This is a genomic window from Phenylobacterium sp., from assembly GCF_030651185.1.
GTDB lineage: Bacteria > Pseudomonadota > Alphaproteobacteria > Caulobacterales > Caulobacteraceae > Phenylobacterium.
Map to the genome: position 1 here is coordinate 61,791 of NZ_JAUSCJ010000039.1, position 15,501 is coordinate 77,291.

Consider the following 15,501-nt stretch of genomic DNA (forward strand, 5'->3'; position numbering starts at 1 on the left):
TAGACGACTGGAGTCCCCCATGGCCACCGCCGCCGATCGGCGCGCCTACCGGGGGCCGAAGCTCTTCAGCTACGGCTTCCGCCCCTTCTTCCTCGCCGCCTCGATCTGGGCGGCGCTGGCGGTTCCCCTCTGGCTGCTGTCCTTCACCGGTCACCTGCCCTGGGCCGCCCTGTCCCGCGAGTGGCACATCCACGAGATGCTGTTTGGGGTGCTGGCCGGCATCGTCGCCGGCTTCCTGCTGACCGCCGTGCCCAACTGGACCGGACGCCTGCCCGTGATGGGCGCGCCGCTCGCCGCCCTGTCTGGCCTGTGGCTGGCGGGGCGCCTGGCGATGCTGGCGGCCACCGAGCTCGGGGTCTGGGCCAGCGTGATCGACAGCGCCTTTCTGGTGGTGTTCGCCGGTGTGATCTGGCGAGAGGTCCTGGCCGCGCGCAACTGGCGCAACCTGGCCGTCTGCGCCCTGGTCACCGTGCTGGCCTGCGCCAATATCGCCTTCCACCTGGGGGGCCTTGCGCCCGAGGCGGTCGGCCAGCGGGCCGCGCTCGGAGCGGTGTCGGTGCTGATCGCCCTGATCGGCGGTCGGGTCACCCCAAGCTTCACCCGCAACTGGCTGAGCCAGCATGCGCCCGGCCCGCTACCCGCCCCGGCCGACCGCGCCGACACGGCCGCCCTGATCCTCACCGGTCTGGCCGCCGTCGCCTGGATGGCGGCTCCTGAAAACTCCCTGGCCGGCGTATTGCTGACCGCTTCGGGCCTCGCGGCCCTGGCCCGCCTGGCGCGCTGGCAAGGCCTGCGGACCCTGGCCGAGCCGCTGGTCTGGGTTCTCCACCTTGGCTATGCTTGGCTGGGAGTGGGCCTTGTCCTCACCGGTCTCACCATCCTGGCGCCCGACATCGTGCCGCGCACCGCCGGGGTCCACGCCCTGACGGCGGGCGCGGTCGGGGTCATGACCCTGGCCATGATGACCCGCGCCACCCGCGGCCATAGCGGCCGGCCGCGAGTGGCTGACGGCTGGACGCTGGCCATCTACCTGCTGGTCAACGCCGCGGCCCTTGTGCGGGTCGGCGCCGGCTTCGGTGGGGCAGGCGGCACGGTCTTGCTGGCGGTCTCCGGCGGCCTCTGGAGCGCGGCCTTCGGCGGCTTCGCCCTGGCCTATGGCCCCATGCTGCTGGGATGGCCCGCCCGCCCGCGCGGCAGGGCTATTGCGGCTTAACCGAAGTCAAGGCGCCGGCCCTCAGCCGTCATACCCAGGGCGGGCCTTGCCCCCTAGGTTCACTCTCGATCCGCCCGTTGCGCGCGACGCCACTCCTCCCTTCGGCGTCGGCTTGGGTGACGTCGACACCGGCGATCCGCCGGGTCTTGGGGCGCCGGGAAACCGGCGCCTCCTCTGTCCCGTGAGGAACCTGTCCCATGGACCGCCTGATCGACGGGTTCGGCCGCCGCTTCCGCTACCTGCGCCTCTCGGTGACGGAGGTGTGCAATTTCCGCTGCACCTACTGCCTGCCCGACGGCTACCGGAAATCCGCCGGGCCCGCCTTCCTCGGCGTCGATGAGATCGGCAGGCTGGTCTCCACCTTCCAGCGGCTCGGGATCGAGAAGGTGCGGCTCACCGGGGGCGAGCCCACGGTGCGCAAGGACATCGGCCACATCATCGCCCGGGTCGCTGACGTCCCCGGGATCGCCAAGGTCGCCATGACCACCAACGGCTGGAATTTGAACCGCCACGTCTCCAGCTGGCGCGCGGCGGGCCTGACCAATCTGAACGTCTCCATCGACAGTCTGGACCGCCAGGCCTTCACCCGCCTGACCGGCCATGACCGCCTCGATCAGGTTGTGGCCGGCCTCGACCAGGCCCTCGCCATCGGGGTGCCGACGGTGAAGGTCAACGCGGTGCTGCTCCGTGACAGCCTGGAGAACGGCTTCTCCGACTTCGCCGAGTTCGTCCGCGACCGTCCGGTGGCCGTCCGTTTCATCGAATTGATGCGCACGGCCGACAACGCCGCCTATTTCGCCGACCAGCACGTGAGCGGCGAGCGGTTGAAGACCTGGCTGGCCCAGGAGGGCTGGAGCGCCCGCGTCCGGGCCTCCGACGACGGCCCGGCCACGGAATACGAGCATCGCGACTTCGCCGGGCGTATCGGCTTGATCGCCCCCTATGGCGCCGGGTTCTGCGACGGCTGCAATCGCCTGCGCGTCACGGCCCAGGGGCTGCTGCGCCTGTGCCTGTTCGGCCAGGGCGGGGTGAGCCTGCGCGACCTGCTGGCCGCCGACGCGGGCGAGGGGGCTTCGGATCTCCTGGCGGGCCGGATCGCCCAGGCGCTGACAGGCAAGCCGCTTGGCCACGACCTGGCCAGTAGCCAAGCCGGGGACACCCGGAACCTCGCGCAGTTCGGCGGCTAGAGCCTTTTAGGGTCAGATGAGATCATCTGACCCGTTCAAAATGGCTCTAATTCAAAGAGATAGAGCGCGTCGGGCGGGCTTCCACTTAACCCTGACGCGCTCTAGCTGGCGCGGGCGGGCCAGAGCTCCCGCTCGGCCTTGCCGATGGGCGCCGCGCTGGGGGGCTGGTGATTGTCGATCAGCGGATCGGGCTTGGCCAGGCGTTCCAGCACCACGGGCCGGGCGATGGTGACCTCCGGGCCGTTCACCACCACGCCGTAGCCCGTGAGCGTGGCGAAGGCGCGCGACAGGTTCTCCGGCGTCATGCCCAACAGGGAGGCCAGCAGGCGCTTCTCGTGGGGCAGGGTGAAGGTCTCGGCTCCGCCCTGGCGCACCTTCTGGGTGATCAGGTAGTTGGCCAGGCGCTCGGCGCCGCCGCGAAGTTTCTGGTTCTTCAACGCACGCACCAGGCCGCGATAGCAGCCGGCGAGTTCAAGGGTTGCGGCGTAGCTGAAGCGAGGGTCAGTCTGCATGGCCCGGCGCAGGGCCTCGCCCGAGAGCATCAGGATGTCCGACCGCTCGACGGTGCGGGCGCTCATCAGGGCGTCGGCGTCCAGGGCGACGGCGGCGAAAATGAAGGTGGAGACCGGCCGCAGCACCGCCAGGGTGGTCTCCTTGTCGTTCCAGGTGCCCTCCAGTTCCACCAGCCCGTCGAGCAGGACATAGAGGAAGTCCACCGGGTCGCCCTCGTGCAGGAGGGTGGTGCCTGCCGGGAATTTCTGGAGGAAGGCGCCGGCCGTCACGGCGCTGAACGTCTCGTCAGAGACGCCGGAGAACAGGGCCAGGTCCTTTACGCGCTCCACGTCCACGACTCGCATCGACATTCGGATGGTCCCCTTGCGTCAACCATCAATCGGGTGAGGCGGCGAACCGAGCCTTGATCTGGATCAAGCGACGCCAATGCGCCGCGGGCGGCGAGGCGGCTTGATGTTCATCAAATCTCGTCGCCAACAAAAGTAATCAGAGAAGCGGAATATATAAAGTGAGCCAATATTCCTGACGGTGATGCGCTAAACCTAGCAACATCAGGCATCGTATTTGACGATCATCAATTCAAAGCCTCCCCGACGACTGCATAGACTTGGCCGAAGCGAGGGCGTCTGGCCCCGCAGCACAGAGGCCGGGGGACAAGTTGAACGTCGCAGTCACGCCGCCCACCACAGAGAACGCTCCCGGCGCCGGCATGGCGCTGTGGATGAGCACCTTCTCGTTCACCGCCTGCTTCGCGGTCTGGACGATCTTCTCCATCATCGGGGTGCAGATTAAGCAGAACCTCGGCCTCACCGAGGCCCAGTTCGGACTGCTGGCCGGCACCCCTATCCTCACCGGCTCGCTGGTGCGCGTCGTCCTGGGGGTCTGGGCCGACCAGTACGGTGGCCGGGTTGTGAACCTGGTGGTGATGCTGTCGGCGGCGCTCGCCACCTTCCTGCTCTCCCACGCCCAGACCTATCCGCAGTTCCTGCTGGCGGCGCTTGGGGTCGGCATGGCCGGCGGGTCCTTCGCCGTCGGCGTGGCCTATGTCTCCAAGTTCTTCCCGAAGGAAAAGCAGGGCACCGCCCTGGGCATCTTCGGCGCCGGCAACGTCGGCGCGGCGGTCACCAAGTTCGCCGCCCCCTTCGTGATGATCGCCTATGGCTGGCAGACGGTCGCCCAGGTCTGGGCCGCGGCCCTGGCGGTGATCGCGGTGGTCTACTTCCTGCTGACCCGTGACGATCCCGAACTCCTGGAACGCCGCCGGACCGGCGCCAAGCCGGTCGCCGCGGCGATGCAGTTCGCGCCGCTTAGGAAGCTGCAGGTCTGGCGCTTCGCCCTCTACTACTTCTTCGTCTTCGGCGCCTTCGTGGCCCTGGCGCTCTGGCTGCCCCACTATCTGGTGGCGGTCTATCACCTGGACATCCGCACGGCCGGCATGCTGGCGGCGGCCTACTCCATTCCCGGGTCGCTATTCCGGGTGTTCGGCGGCTGGCTCTCCGACAAGATCGGTGCGCGCAAGGTGATGTACATCACCTTCAGCATCAGCGTGGTGGCCACCTTCCTGCTGTCCTATCCGCCCACCAGCTATGTGGTGGACGGGGTCCATGGGCCGATCGCCTTCCGACTGGCCACGGGGCTGGTCCCCTTCATCGTCCTGCTGTTCTGCCTCGGCTTCGCCATGAGCCTGGGCAAGGCGGCGGTCTACAAGCACATCCCGGTCTACTACCCCGGCACCATCGGCTCGGTGGGGGGGCTAGTGGGCATGGTGGGCGGCCTGGGGGGCTTTGTCCTGCCCATCGCCTTCGGAGCCTTGAACGACCTCACCGGGGTCTGGACTAGCTGCTTCATGCTGCTGTTCGTCCTGGTGGCCAGCGCCCTGACCTGGATGCACTTCGCCATCCGCCGGATGGAGCGCGCGGGCGCGCCGCAGCTGGGTGAGCTGCCCGAACTTCCCGAGATGGCGTCCCTGCACGCCGACCTTCAACCGCGTCCGGTCTCCGGCGCGCCCGCCCGCGTGGCGACCCCCGCAACAAGAGGAGCGCCTTGATGGCTTCCCGCAAACCCGCCCGTCATGTCCTGACTGACTGGCGCCCCGAAGACCCGGCCTTCTGGTCGGGATCGGGCAAGGCTATCGCCAGCCGCAATCTCTGGATTTCGATCCCCAACCTGCTCCTGGCCTTCTCGGTCTGGATGGTTTGGTCGATGGTGGTGGCCAAGCTGAAGCTGGTCGGCTTCAAGTTCACCACCGAACAGCTCTTCTGGCTCACCGCTCTGCCCGCCCTCTCGGGCGCGACCCTGCGGATCTTCTACACCTTCATGGTCCCGATCCTCGGCGGCCGGCTGTGGACGACGCTGACGACCCTGTCCCTGCTGATTCCGGCGATCGGCATCGGCCTGGCCGTGCAGGATCCCACCACCCCCTATGTGGTGTTCGTGGTCCTGGCCCTGCTCTGCGGCCTGGGGGGCGGCAACTTCGCCTCCTCGATGGCCAACATCGGGTTCTTCTTCCCGAAGAGCCAAAAGGGCAATGCGCTGGCCCTCAACGCCGGGTTCGGAAACCTTGGCGTCAGCGTCATGCAGTTCCTGGTGCCGGTGGTGATCGGGATCGGGATGTTCCTGCCCCTGGTGGGCGCGCCTCAGACCGTGGTGGAAAAGGGCGTGTCGAGCACGATCTGGCTGCAGAACGCCGGCTTCGTCTGGGTCCCCTTCATTCTCGTCGCCGGCAGCCTGGCCTGGTTCGGCATGAACGACATCGCCTCGGCCCGGGCCTCCTTCGCTGAACAGTCGGTGGTGTTCAAGCGCAAGCATAACTGGGTCATCTGCTGGCTCTACGTTGGCACCTTCGGCTCGTTCATCGGCTTCTCGGCGGCCTTTCCGCTGCTGATGAAGACCCTGTTCCCCGACGTCCAAGCCATGCAGCTGGTCTTCCTTGGTCCGCTGGTGGGAGCGGCCTCGCGGGCGCTCACCGGCTGGGTTTCCGACAAGTTCGGCGGCCACAATGTCACCCACTGGGTGTTCATCGCCCTGGCGCTCGGCGTGCTGTCGGTGATGCACAGCGTCGGCGGTTTCGGCGCCGAGCCCTCCTTCCCGATTTTCTTCGCCAGCTTCATGTGGCTGTTCCTCTGGACCGGGGTCGGAAACGCCTCGACCTTCCAGATGATCCCGGCGATCGTGCGGGCCGACATGCCTCGGCTGCTGCCGCAAGCTGATCCGGCCGCTCGCCTGAAGGCCGCGGAGATGGAGTCGGCGGCCATCGTCGGTTTCAGCTCGGCCATCGGCGCCTTCGGCGGCTTCTTCATCCCGCTGGCCTTCGGCAACGCGATGAAGGCCACCGGCGGGCCGAGCGCCGCCCTGCTGGTCTTCCTGGCCTTCTACCTCAGCTGCGTCGCTGTGAACTGGGGCTTCTACGCCCGCAAGTCCTCGCTGCTGCAAGCGCCCCAAACCCCTACGAAGATGGAAATCGTGGCATGAGCCATACCCTTGATCGCCTGACCTTCTTCGCCCGCAAGACCGAGCTGTTCTCCGACGGCCACGGCGTCCTCACCGACGAGGATCGCAAGTGGGAGGAGGCCTATCGGCGCCGCTGGCAGCACGACAAGGTCGTCCGCTCCACCCACGGGGTGAACTGCACGGGCTCCTGCTCCTGGAAGATCTACGTCAAGGGCGGGATCGTCACCTGGGAGACCCAGCAGACTGACTATCCGCGCACGCGGCCGGAGCTGCCCAACCACGAGCCGCGAGGCTGCGCCCGGGGCGCCAGCTACAGCTGGTACCTCTATTCCGCCAACCGGGTGAAATACCCGCTGATCCGCTCGCGCCTGTTGAAGCTCTGGCGCGCCGCGCGGGCCACCCTCAGCCCGGTGGCCGCCTGGGCCTCGATCCAGAAGAACCCGACGCAGCGCGCCTCCTACGTGACCATGCGCGGCGCCGGCGGCTTCATCCGCGCGACCTGGGACGAGGTGACCGAGATCATCGCCGCGGCCAACGCCTACACCGTCAAGGAATGGGGTCCGGACCGCATCTTCGGCTTCTCGCCGATCCCGGCCATGTCGATGGTCTCCTACGCCGCCGGCGCCCGCTACCTGCAGCTGCTCGGCGGTGTCTGCGGCTCCTTCTACGACTGGTACTGCGACCTGCCGCCGGCCTCGCCGCAGACCTGGGGCGAACAGACCGACGTGGCCGAGAGCGCCGACTGGTTCAATTCCGGGTTCATGATCCTTTGGGGCTCCAACGTCCCGCAGACCCGCACCCCGGACGCCCACTTCTACACCGAGGCCCGCTATCGCGGCGCCAAGTCGGTGGTGATCTGCCCCGACTATTCCGAGGCCTCGAAGTTCTCCGACCTGTGGCTGCCCGTGAAGCAGGGGACCGACGCCGCCCTGGGCATGGCCTTCGGTCACGTGATCCTCAAGGAGTTCCACATCGACCGCCAGGTGCCCTACTTCCGCGACTACCTGCGGAAGTACTCGGACCTGCCGATGCTGGTGCGCCTGGTTCCCCAGGACGGCGCCTATGTGCCCGAACGCCTGCTGCGCGCCGCCGAGTTCGACAAGGCGCTGGGTGAGACCAACAACCCCGACTGGAAGACCGTCGCCCTCGACGAGACCACCGGCGAAGTGATCGTCCCCAACGGATCGATTGGCTTCCGCTGGGGCGAGGACGGCAAGTGGAACCTTGAGGAAAAGGACGGGGCCGGTCGCGAGACCACCCTGCGCCTGGGCCTCAAGGGCGTCCACGATGAGGTCGCCGCGGTGCGCTTCCCCTATTTCGGCGGCGCGGCCACCAACGGCTTCGCCATGACCGACCATCCCGAGGTCTTGGTCCGCAATGTGCCGGTCAAGCGCATGATGCTGCCCGAGGGCGAGACCCTGGTGGCCTGCGTCTACGACCTGTTCCTGGCCAACTACGGCGTCGACCAGGGCTTCGGCGGCGACCACATGCCCGCCAGCTATGACGAGGTGGAGCCCTATTCCCCGGCCTGGGCCGAGGCGATCACCTCGGTGCCGAAGGATCAGATCATCGCCGTGGCCCGCGGCTTCGCCGGCAACGCCGAGAAGACCAATGGCAAGTCGATGGTGATCATCGGCGCGGCCATGAACCACTGGTTCCACATGGACATGAACTACCGCGCGGCCATCAACATGCTGGTCATGTGCGGTTGCGTCGGCCAGTCCGGCGGCGGCTGGGCCCACTATGTCGGCCAGGAGAAGCTGCGGCCCCAGACCGGCTGGGCCCCGCTGGCCTTCGCCACCGACTGGGTGAAGCCGCCGCGCCAGCAGAACTCCACCTCGTTCTTCTACGCCCACTCCGACCAGTGGCGGTACGAGACCGTCGAGATGAGCGAGATCCTCTCGCCCACCGCGCCGGAAGGCGTGTGGGACGGGGCGATGATCGACTTCAACGCCAAGGCCGAGCGGATGGGCTGGCTGCCCTCGGCGCCCGCCCTGCAGACCAACCCCCTGGATGTGGCCAAGGCTGCCGCCGCGGCGGGTCAGGACCCCAAGGCCTACGCCCTTGAGCAGCTCAAGAGCGGCGATCTGAAGATGTCCTGCATGGACCCCGACGATCCCGCCAACTGGCCGCGCAACATGTTCATCTGGCGCTCCAACCTTCTGGGCTCCTCCGGCAAGGGCCACGAGTACTTCCTCAAGCACCTGCTGGGGGCCAGCCATGGCGTCCAGGGCAAGGACCTTGGCGAGGACGGGCGGCGCAAGCCCAATGAGGTCGTCTGGCATGACGAGGCGCCGGAGGGAAAGCTCGACCTGCTGGTCACCCTCGACTTCCGGATGTCCACCACGGCGGTCTATTCCGACATCGTCCTACCGACGGCCACCTGGTACGAGAAGAACGACCTCAACACCTCCGACATGCACCCCTTCATCCACCCGCTGTCGGCGGCGGTGGATCCGGCCTGGGAATCGAAGTCGGACTGGGAGATCTTCAAGGCGATCGCCAAGACCTTCTCCGACGTCGCCCCCGAGGTGCTCGGGGTCGAGCAGGACGTGGTTCTCACCCCGATCCAGCACGATAGCGCCGCCGAACTGGCCCAGCCCTTCGACGTCCGCGACTGGTCCAAGGGCGAGTGCGAGGCGATCCCCGGCAAGACCATGCCGCAGATCACCGTGGTCGAGCGCGACTATCCCAACACCTACAAGCGCTTCACCGCCCTTGGGCCGCTGCTCAAGGCCAGCGGTAACGGCGGCAAGGGGATCGGCTGGAAGACCGACCATGAGGTGGACCTGCTGACCGAGCTGAACGGCGCGGTGCTGGAGGAAGGCCAGACCCAGGGCCTGGCCCGTATCGAAACCGACATCGACGCCTGCGAGACGATCCTCATGCTGGCGCCGGAGACCAACGGCGAGGTGGCGGTCAAGGCCTGGGAAGCGCTCGAGAAGCAGACCGGCCGCGAGCACACCCACCTGGCCCTGCCCAAGGAAGACGAGAAGATCCGCTTCCGCGACCTGCTGGCCCAGCCGCGCAAGATCATCACCTCGCCGACCTGGTCGGGCATCGAGAGCGAGAAGGTCTGCTACACGGCCGGCTGGACCAACGTCCACGAGCTGATCCCGTGGCGGACCCTGACCGGCCGGCAACAGCTCTATCAGGATCACCTGTGGATGCGGGCCTTTGGGGAGGCGCTCTGCGTCTACCGTCCGCCGATCGATCTGAAGACCACCTACGTCAAGGGCCTCAAGCCCAATGGCGAGAAGGAGATCGTTCTCAACTTCATCACCCCGCACCAGAAATGGGGCATCCACTCCACCTATTCCGACAACCTGATGATGCTGACCCTCAACCGGGGCGGCCCCGTCATCTGGGTCTCCGAGACCGATGCCCGGAAGGTCGGTCTGGTGGACAATGACTGGGTGGAGGCCTTCAACGCCAACGGGGCGCTCACCGCCCGGGTGGTGGTCTCCCAGCGGATCCGTGAAGGCACCACCTTCATGTATCACGCTCAGGAAAAGATCGTGAACACGCCGGGGTCCCAGATCACCGGCAAGCGCGGCGGCATCCACAACTCGGTGACCCGCACGGTTCTCAAGCCGACCCACATGATCGGCGGCTACGCCCAGCTCGCCTACGGCTTCAACTATTACGGCACGGTCGGCTCCAACCGCGATGAGTTCGTGGTGCTGCGCAAGATGACCAAGGTCGACTGGTTGGAGACTCCCCTCAACGCCAAGGATTTCGCCCAATGAAGGTTCGCGCGCAAATCGGCATGGTGCTGAACCTAGACAAGTGCATCGGGTGTCACACCTGTTCGGTCACCTGCAAGAACGTCTGGACCAACCGCGAGGGCGTTGAATACGCCTGGTTCAACAACGTCGAGACCAAGCCCGGCGTCGGCTTCCCCCGCGACTGGGAGAACCAGAAGCGGTGGAACGGCGGTTGGACCCGCAAGGCCAACGGCAAGATCGAGCCGAAGATGGGGGCCAAGTGGCGGATCCTGGCGAAGATCTTCGCCAACCCGGACCTGCCGGAGATCGACGACTATTACGAGCCCTTCGACTTCGACTACGCGCACCTGCAGACCGCGCCGGAGATGAAGGCCTTCCCCACCGCCCGGCCGCGGTCGAAGATCACCGGCCAGCGGATGGAGAAGATCGAGCGGGGCCCCAACTGGGAGGAAATCCTCGGCGGCGAGTTCTCCAAGCGGTCGGCCGACTACAACTTCGAGGGTGTCGAGAAGGAGATCTACGGCGCCTTCGAGAACACCTTCATGATGTACCTGCCCAGGCTGTGCGAGCACTGCCTGAACCCCACCTGCGTCGCGGCCTGCCCCTCGGGCGCCATCTACAAGCGCGAGGAGGACGGCATCGTCCTGATCGACCAGGACAAGTGCCGCGGCTGGCGCATGTGCGTCTCGGCCTGCCCCTACAAGAAAATCTACTACAACTGGGAATCCGGAAAGTCGGAGAAGTGCACCTTCTGCTTCCCGCGCATCGAGGTCGGCCAGCCGACCGTGTGCTCGGAAACCTGCGTCGGCCGCATCCGCTATCTCGGGGTCCTGCTCTACGACGCCGATCGCATCGAGGCCGCGGCCTCTACCCCCGATGAGCAGGACCTCTACCAGGCCCAGCTCGACGTCTTCCTGGATCCCAGCGATCCGGCGGTGATCGCCCAGGCGCGCGCCGACGGCGTGCCGGAAGCCTGGCTGGACGCGGCCCGCAAGAGCCCCGTCTACAAGATGGCCGTCGATTGGAAGATCGCCTTCCCGCTGCACCCGGAATACCGGACCCTGCCCATGGTCTGGTACGTGCCGCCGCTCTCGCCGATCCAGTCGGCGGTGGCCGCCGGCGCCCTGGAGATGGACGGCGACATGCCCGACGTCCACGCGCTGCGGATTCCGATCAAGTACCTCGCCAACCTGCTGACCGCCGGCAAGGAAGCGCCGGTCCAGCTGGCCCTGGAGCGCATGCTGGCCATGCGCGGCTACATGCGGGCCAAGACGGTTGAGGGGGTGATCGACCATGCCCTCGCCGCGCGGGTCGGCCTGACGGCGGCGGAGATCGACTCCATGTACCGCTACCTGGCGATCGCCAACTACGAAGACCGCTTCGTCATCCCCTCGGCCCACCGCGAGACCGCCGAGGACGCCTACGACATGCGCGGCGGCTGCGGGTTCTCCTTCGGCAACGGCTGCTCCGGCGGGCGCACGGAGCTGGGCCTGTTTGGCCCCAACAAGCGCTCGCGCGCCAAAACCCCCATGGAGGTCTGAGACATGGCCCGCACCTACAAGGCGCTCGCGCTGCTGCTCACCTATCCCAACCGCGACCTGCAGGCCTTCGCCCCTGAGGCGCTGGGCGTGATCGAGGCCGAGGGGATGCTGGGCAAGACCCTGGTCCAAGCCCTGCGCAAGCTGGTGGCCGAGATCACCGAGGACGATATCTACGACCTCCAGGAGCGCTACACCGAGCTCTTCGACCGCACCCGGTCGCTGTCCCTCAACCTCTATGAGCACGTGCACGGCGAGAGCCGCGACCGCGGCGAGGCGATGGTGGCGCTGCTGGAGCTCTACCGGGCTCAGGGTCTCGATCTGGCGGCCAACGAGTTGCCGGACTTCCTGCCGGTGTTCCTGGAATTTCTCTCCACCCTGCCCGAGACCCAGGCCGCCTCACTGCTCGGAGAAGCCAGCCACGTGCTGGAGGCGATGGGCGAGCGGCTCAAGACCCGCGGCAGCCCCTATCGCGCGGTGTTCGGCGCCCTGGCCCGTCTGGCCGACACCCAGGCCGACCCCGGCGTGCTGGCGGCCCTGCTCAGCGAGCCCGAGGAGAATCCCAACGACCTGGAGGCCCTCGATAAGGCCTGGGCCGAAACCGCCGTCACCTTCGGCCCGTCCGACTCCGACTGCCCCAAGGCCAGCGCCCTGGTCGAGGCCATGAACACTGAACCGCCGCGCGCGCCACGCCGCGCCGGCGCGGCCGCCTGAGGAGCCCCTGAAGATGCAACTGCTCAATCAGATCTTGTTCGGCGTCTATCCCTACATCGCCCTGGCGGTCTTGGTCCTGGGGTCGGTCATCCGCTTCGACCGTGAACAGTACAGCTGGCGCTCGGGCTCGTCGCAGCTGCTGCGGCGCAAGCAACTGGTGCTGGGCTCCGTCCTCTTCCATGTCGGGGTCCTGGTCATCTTCGGGGGCCACTTCGTCGGCCTGCTGACCCCCATCTGGGTGTTCGACGCCCTGGGCGTGCCCCATGGGGCCAAGCAGATTCTGGCCATCGTCGCGGGCGGCATCGCCGGGATCCTATGCCTGGCCGGCGGCCTGCTGCTGTTGCACCGGCGTCTGTTCGATCCCCGGATCCGCCACAATTCCAGCTTCGGCGACACCGCCATCCTGATCATCCTGATGGTCCAGCTCTGCCTGGGCCTGGCTACCATCCCGCTGTCCCTCGGCCACCTCGACGGCGGCGAGATGTTGAAGTTCATGAGCTGGGCCCAGGGGGTCTTCACCTTCCAGCCCAATGTCGCCGACCACGTCGCCGACGTGCATCCGATCTTCAAGGCTCACCTGTTCCTGGGCATGACCATCCTGCTGGTCTTCCCCTTCACCCGCCTGGTGCACATGCTCTCGGCGCCGGTCTGGTACCTCAACCGGCGGGGCTGGCAGCTGGTCCGCACGCGGCGTCTCCTGCCGCATCGCCGCGACAACCCCGCCCCTGTCTATCCGACCAAGCCCGGTGTTCAGCCCGCCGCCATCCGTACGACGACCCCGGCGGTCCGGCCCACGCCCCTCAAAGCCGCGGAGTAGCCGCCATGACCGCCGCCACCGCGTCCGCCACCGTCGTCGTCGAAGGGGTGGAGATCCCCGAATTCCTCATCGCCGAGGAGGTCCAGAACCACCCCAGCCTGTCGGCCGCCGAGGCCCGCACCGCGGCCGGCAAGGCGTTGGCGGTCAAGGCCCTGCTGCTGCACCGGGCCGACGAGCTCGGCCTGACGCCTCGCCCCATCAAGGACGAGGCCGGCCGGGAGGAGACGAATGAGGAGGCCCTGATCCGGGCCGTCCTCGACGCCGAGATCGAGATCGAGGCCCCCAGCCATGCCGAGCGCCGCCGGGTCTACGACACCCAGCGCGCGCACTTCACCAGCCCGCCACTGCTGGAGGCCGCCCACATCCTTGTCGAGCCGAAGGGCGAGGACGCCGAGGCCCTGGAGCGGGCGCGTCAGACCGCCCAGGGCATCCTGCTCCGCTGCCTGACGGAGCCATCGCAGTTTGCGCACCTGGCCAGGACCCTCTCGGACTGTCCGTCGGGCAAGGTCGGCGGCTCCCTCGGCCAGTTGGGGCCGGGCGACGTGGTGGGTGAGATCGAGCGCGCGCTCGGCGGATTGCAGGCCGGGGACATTTTCCCGCGCCCCGTCGCCTCGCGCTTCGGCTGGCACATCCTCAAGCTGGAACGCCGGATCGAGGGGCGGGAGCTGCCCTTCGACTATGTGGAGGACAAGATCGCCCTCCACCTGGAGAGCCGCGCCTGGACGGCCGCGGCGACCCGCTACGTCTCCGACCTGGCCGACCGCGCCCGCGCGCAGGGCGTGGCCTTCAGCATCAGCCGCGACGGCCGCTTCGCCACCGGTTCCCTGTCGCTGGGCGAACTGTTGTCCCAGGGGGGCGCGGCCGATGAGCTCGAGGCCTGGCTCGACGCCACGGATCCGGAACTGGCCGCTCGCGTGCGGGCCGCCGCCCTGGCCGACAACCTGGACGTCCCGGTCTTCGTGCGTCGCGCGGTGGCTCACTTCGTCGACAACGCCGGCGACGAGAGCTGGACCCACCTGATCTCGGCCGCCCAAGGCGCCAAGGACCCGGCGATCGCGGCCATGGCTTCCCTGCTGCGCGCCAAGCTGACGCCCAAGGCGCGCACCTACACCATCGTCCGGAGAGTCTGAATCATGCGTTTTCTTCCCGGCCTCCTGGGCCTGGCGGCCCTGGCTGTCCCGTCCCTGGCCTGCGCGGCCGAAGCGCCCAAAGGCCTGATCCTGGAGGCTCGTCTCCGCTACGAGACCGTCGCCCAGGACGGCTTTGCCAAGGACGCCCAGGCGGTCACCCTGCGCACCCGGCTGGGCTATGAGACCCCGGCCTTCCATGGCTTCAAGGTCCTGGTGGAGGGGGAGAACGTCACCGCGCTCTCCGACCGCTACAACAGCAGCACCAATGGCAAGACCGCCTATCCCCTGGTGACCGATCCCGAGACCACCGAGCTGAACCGCGCCCAAATCTCCTGGACCGGGACGCAGGGCGAGGCGGTCATCGGGCGCCAGCGCCTGATCCTCGCCAACGCCCGCTTCGTGGGCAATGTCGGCTTCCGTCAGAACGAGCAGACCTTCGACGCCGTGAAGCTGATCTACCGGCCATCCGGCAAGGTCAGCGTGACCTATGCCTATGTCGACAAGGTCCATCGGATCTTCGGCGAGGACCACCCGCAGGGCGCCTGGCGCAGCGATTCCCACCTGGCCCAGGTGGACGCCAAGACCGGCTTCGGCCAGGTCTCTGCCTATGGCTACCTGCTGGACTTCGCCAATGCGCCGAGTCAGTCGAGCGCCACCTGGGGCGCGCGGCTCACCGGCTCGACGACGCTGAAGCCTGGCCTCAGCGCCACCTACGAGGCCGAGTACGCCCGCCAGACCGACTACCGCAACAGCCCCACCAGCTTCGACCTGGACTACATCGCCCTGTCGGCCGGGCTGAAGACCAAAACCAATGCCGTGGCGCTGGGCGTTGAGCAGCTGGACGGCGACGGCCGCCGGGGTTTCTCGACGCCGCTGGCCACCCTGCACGCCTATCAGGGCTGGGCCGACGTCTTCCTCACCACCCCGGCCAATGGGGTGCGCGACCTGAGCCTGACCGGCAGTTCGGTGCTCAAGGGACCGCACGGCAAGCCGGTGAAGATCCAGGCGGCCCTGCACCAGTTCGACGAGGCCGGCGGCGGCGGGGGGCTCGGGCGGGAATTGGACGCCTCGATCTCCATGCCCCTGACCCCGAAGATCGGCGCCGAGCTGAAGGCCGCCGCCTTCCAGGGCGACCGGCCGGCCTTCCCCGATCGGACGAAGATCTGGCTGACGCTCGAATTCAAGCTCTGACCCAAGGTCGAGAGGAGGCG

At 67.6% G+C, this 15,501-nt stretch carries 11 protein-coding genes; 10 read left to right on the forward strand and 1 reads right to left on the reverse strand.

The features are described 5' to 3' along the window. Positions 1–19 precede the first annotated feature (19 nt). Complete coding sequence (locus tag Q7J39_RS18470; protein WP_304828776.1) at positions 20–1,213, forward strand: NnrS family protein; 1,194 nt, start codon at positions 20–22, stop codon at positions 1,211–1,213. Between the two features lie 197 nt (positions 1,214–1,410). After that, positions 1,411–2,400 carry a GTP 3',8-cyclase MoaA gene (gene moaA, locus Q7J39_RS18475; protein WP_304828780.1) on the forward strand — a complete coding sequence of 330 codons (990 nt, stop codon included), beginning with the start codon at positions 1,411–1,413 and terminating at the stop codon, positions 2,398–2,400. Between the two features lie 101 nt (positions 2,401–2,501). On the opposite strand, the gene Q7J39_RS18480 is transcribed toward moaA, so the two are convergent. Beyond that, entirely contained in the window at positions 2,502–3,257 is a 756-nt protein-coding gene (locus Q7J39_RS18480; RefSeq protein ID WP_304829012.1) for a cyclic nucleotide-binding domain-containing protein, read from the reverse strand. Between the two features lie 314 nt (positions 3,258–3,571). On the opposite strand from Q7J39_RS18480, the gene Q7J39_RS18485 reads away from it, so the two are divergent. From Q7J39_RS18485 to Q7J39_RS18520, 8 genes are read left to right on the forward strand one after another with little or no spacing between them, the layout of a single operon-like run. Beyond that, positions 3,572–4,960 (forward strand): nitrate/nitrite transporter, encoded by a 1,389-nt coding sequence (locus Q7J39_RS18485; protein WP_304828783.1) that lies wholly within the window; start codon positions 3,572–3,574, stop codon positions 4,958–4,960. Beyond that, the gene (locus Q7J39_RS18490) at positions 4,960–6,384 is read left to right on the forward strand and encodes a NarK family nitrate/nitrite MFS transporter (RefSeq protein ID WP_304828786.1); all 1,425 of its coding nucleotides are present in this window, start codon (positions 4,960–4,962) and stop codon (positions 6,382–6,384) included. Before Q7J39_RS18485 ends, Q7J39_RS18490 begins: the two co-directional genes overlap by 1 nt. Beyond that, positions 6,381–10,112: a nitrate reductase subunit alpha gene (locus Q7J39_RS18495; RefSeq protein WP_304828790.1), complete on the forward strand. Its 3,732-nt coding sequence runs from the start codon at positions 6,381–6,383 to the stop codon at positions 10,110–10,112. The genes Q7J39_RS18490 and Q7J39_RS18495 overlap by 4 nt, the downstream gene beginning before the upstream one ends. After that, positions 10,109–11,632, forward strand: coding sequence for a nitrate reductase subunit beta (gene narH, locus Q7J39_RS18500; RefSeq protein WP_304828793.1), 1,524 nt, complete (start codon positions 10,109–10,111; stop codon positions 11,630–11,632). The genes Q7J39_RS18495 and narH overlap by 4 nt, the downstream gene beginning before the upstream one ends. Positions 11,633–11,635: 3 nt before the next feature. Continuing rightward, entirely contained in the window at positions 11,636–12,343 is a 708-nt protein-coding gene (gene narJ, locus Q7J39_RS18505; RefSeq protein ID WP_304828798.1) for a nitrate reductase molybdenum cofactor assembly chaperone, read from the forward strand. Between the two features lie 13 nt (positions 12,344–12,356). Next, positions 12,357–13,160 carry a respiratory nitrate reductase subunit gamma gene (gene narI / locus Q7J39_RS18510; RefSeq protein ID WP_304828801.1) on the forward strand — a complete coding sequence of 268 codons (804 nt, stop codon included), beginning with the start codon at positions 12,357–12,359 and terminating at the stop codon, positions 13,158–13,160. 5 nt (positions 13,161–13,165) lie between these two features. Continuing rightward, a complete protein-coding gene (locus Q7J39_RS18515; RefSeq protein ID WP_304828805.1) occupies positions 13,166–14,290 on the forward strand; it encodes a peptidylprolyl isomerase in 1,125 nt (374 codons plus the stop codon). 3 nt (positions 14,291–14,293) lie between these two features. Further along, positions 14,294–15,481 (forward strand): hypothetical protein, encoded by a 1,188-nt coding sequence (locus Q7J39_RS18520; protein ID WP_304828807.1) that lies wholly within the window; start codon positions 14,294–14,296, stop codon positions 15,479–15,481. Positions 15,482–15,501: the final 20 nt, after the last annotated feature.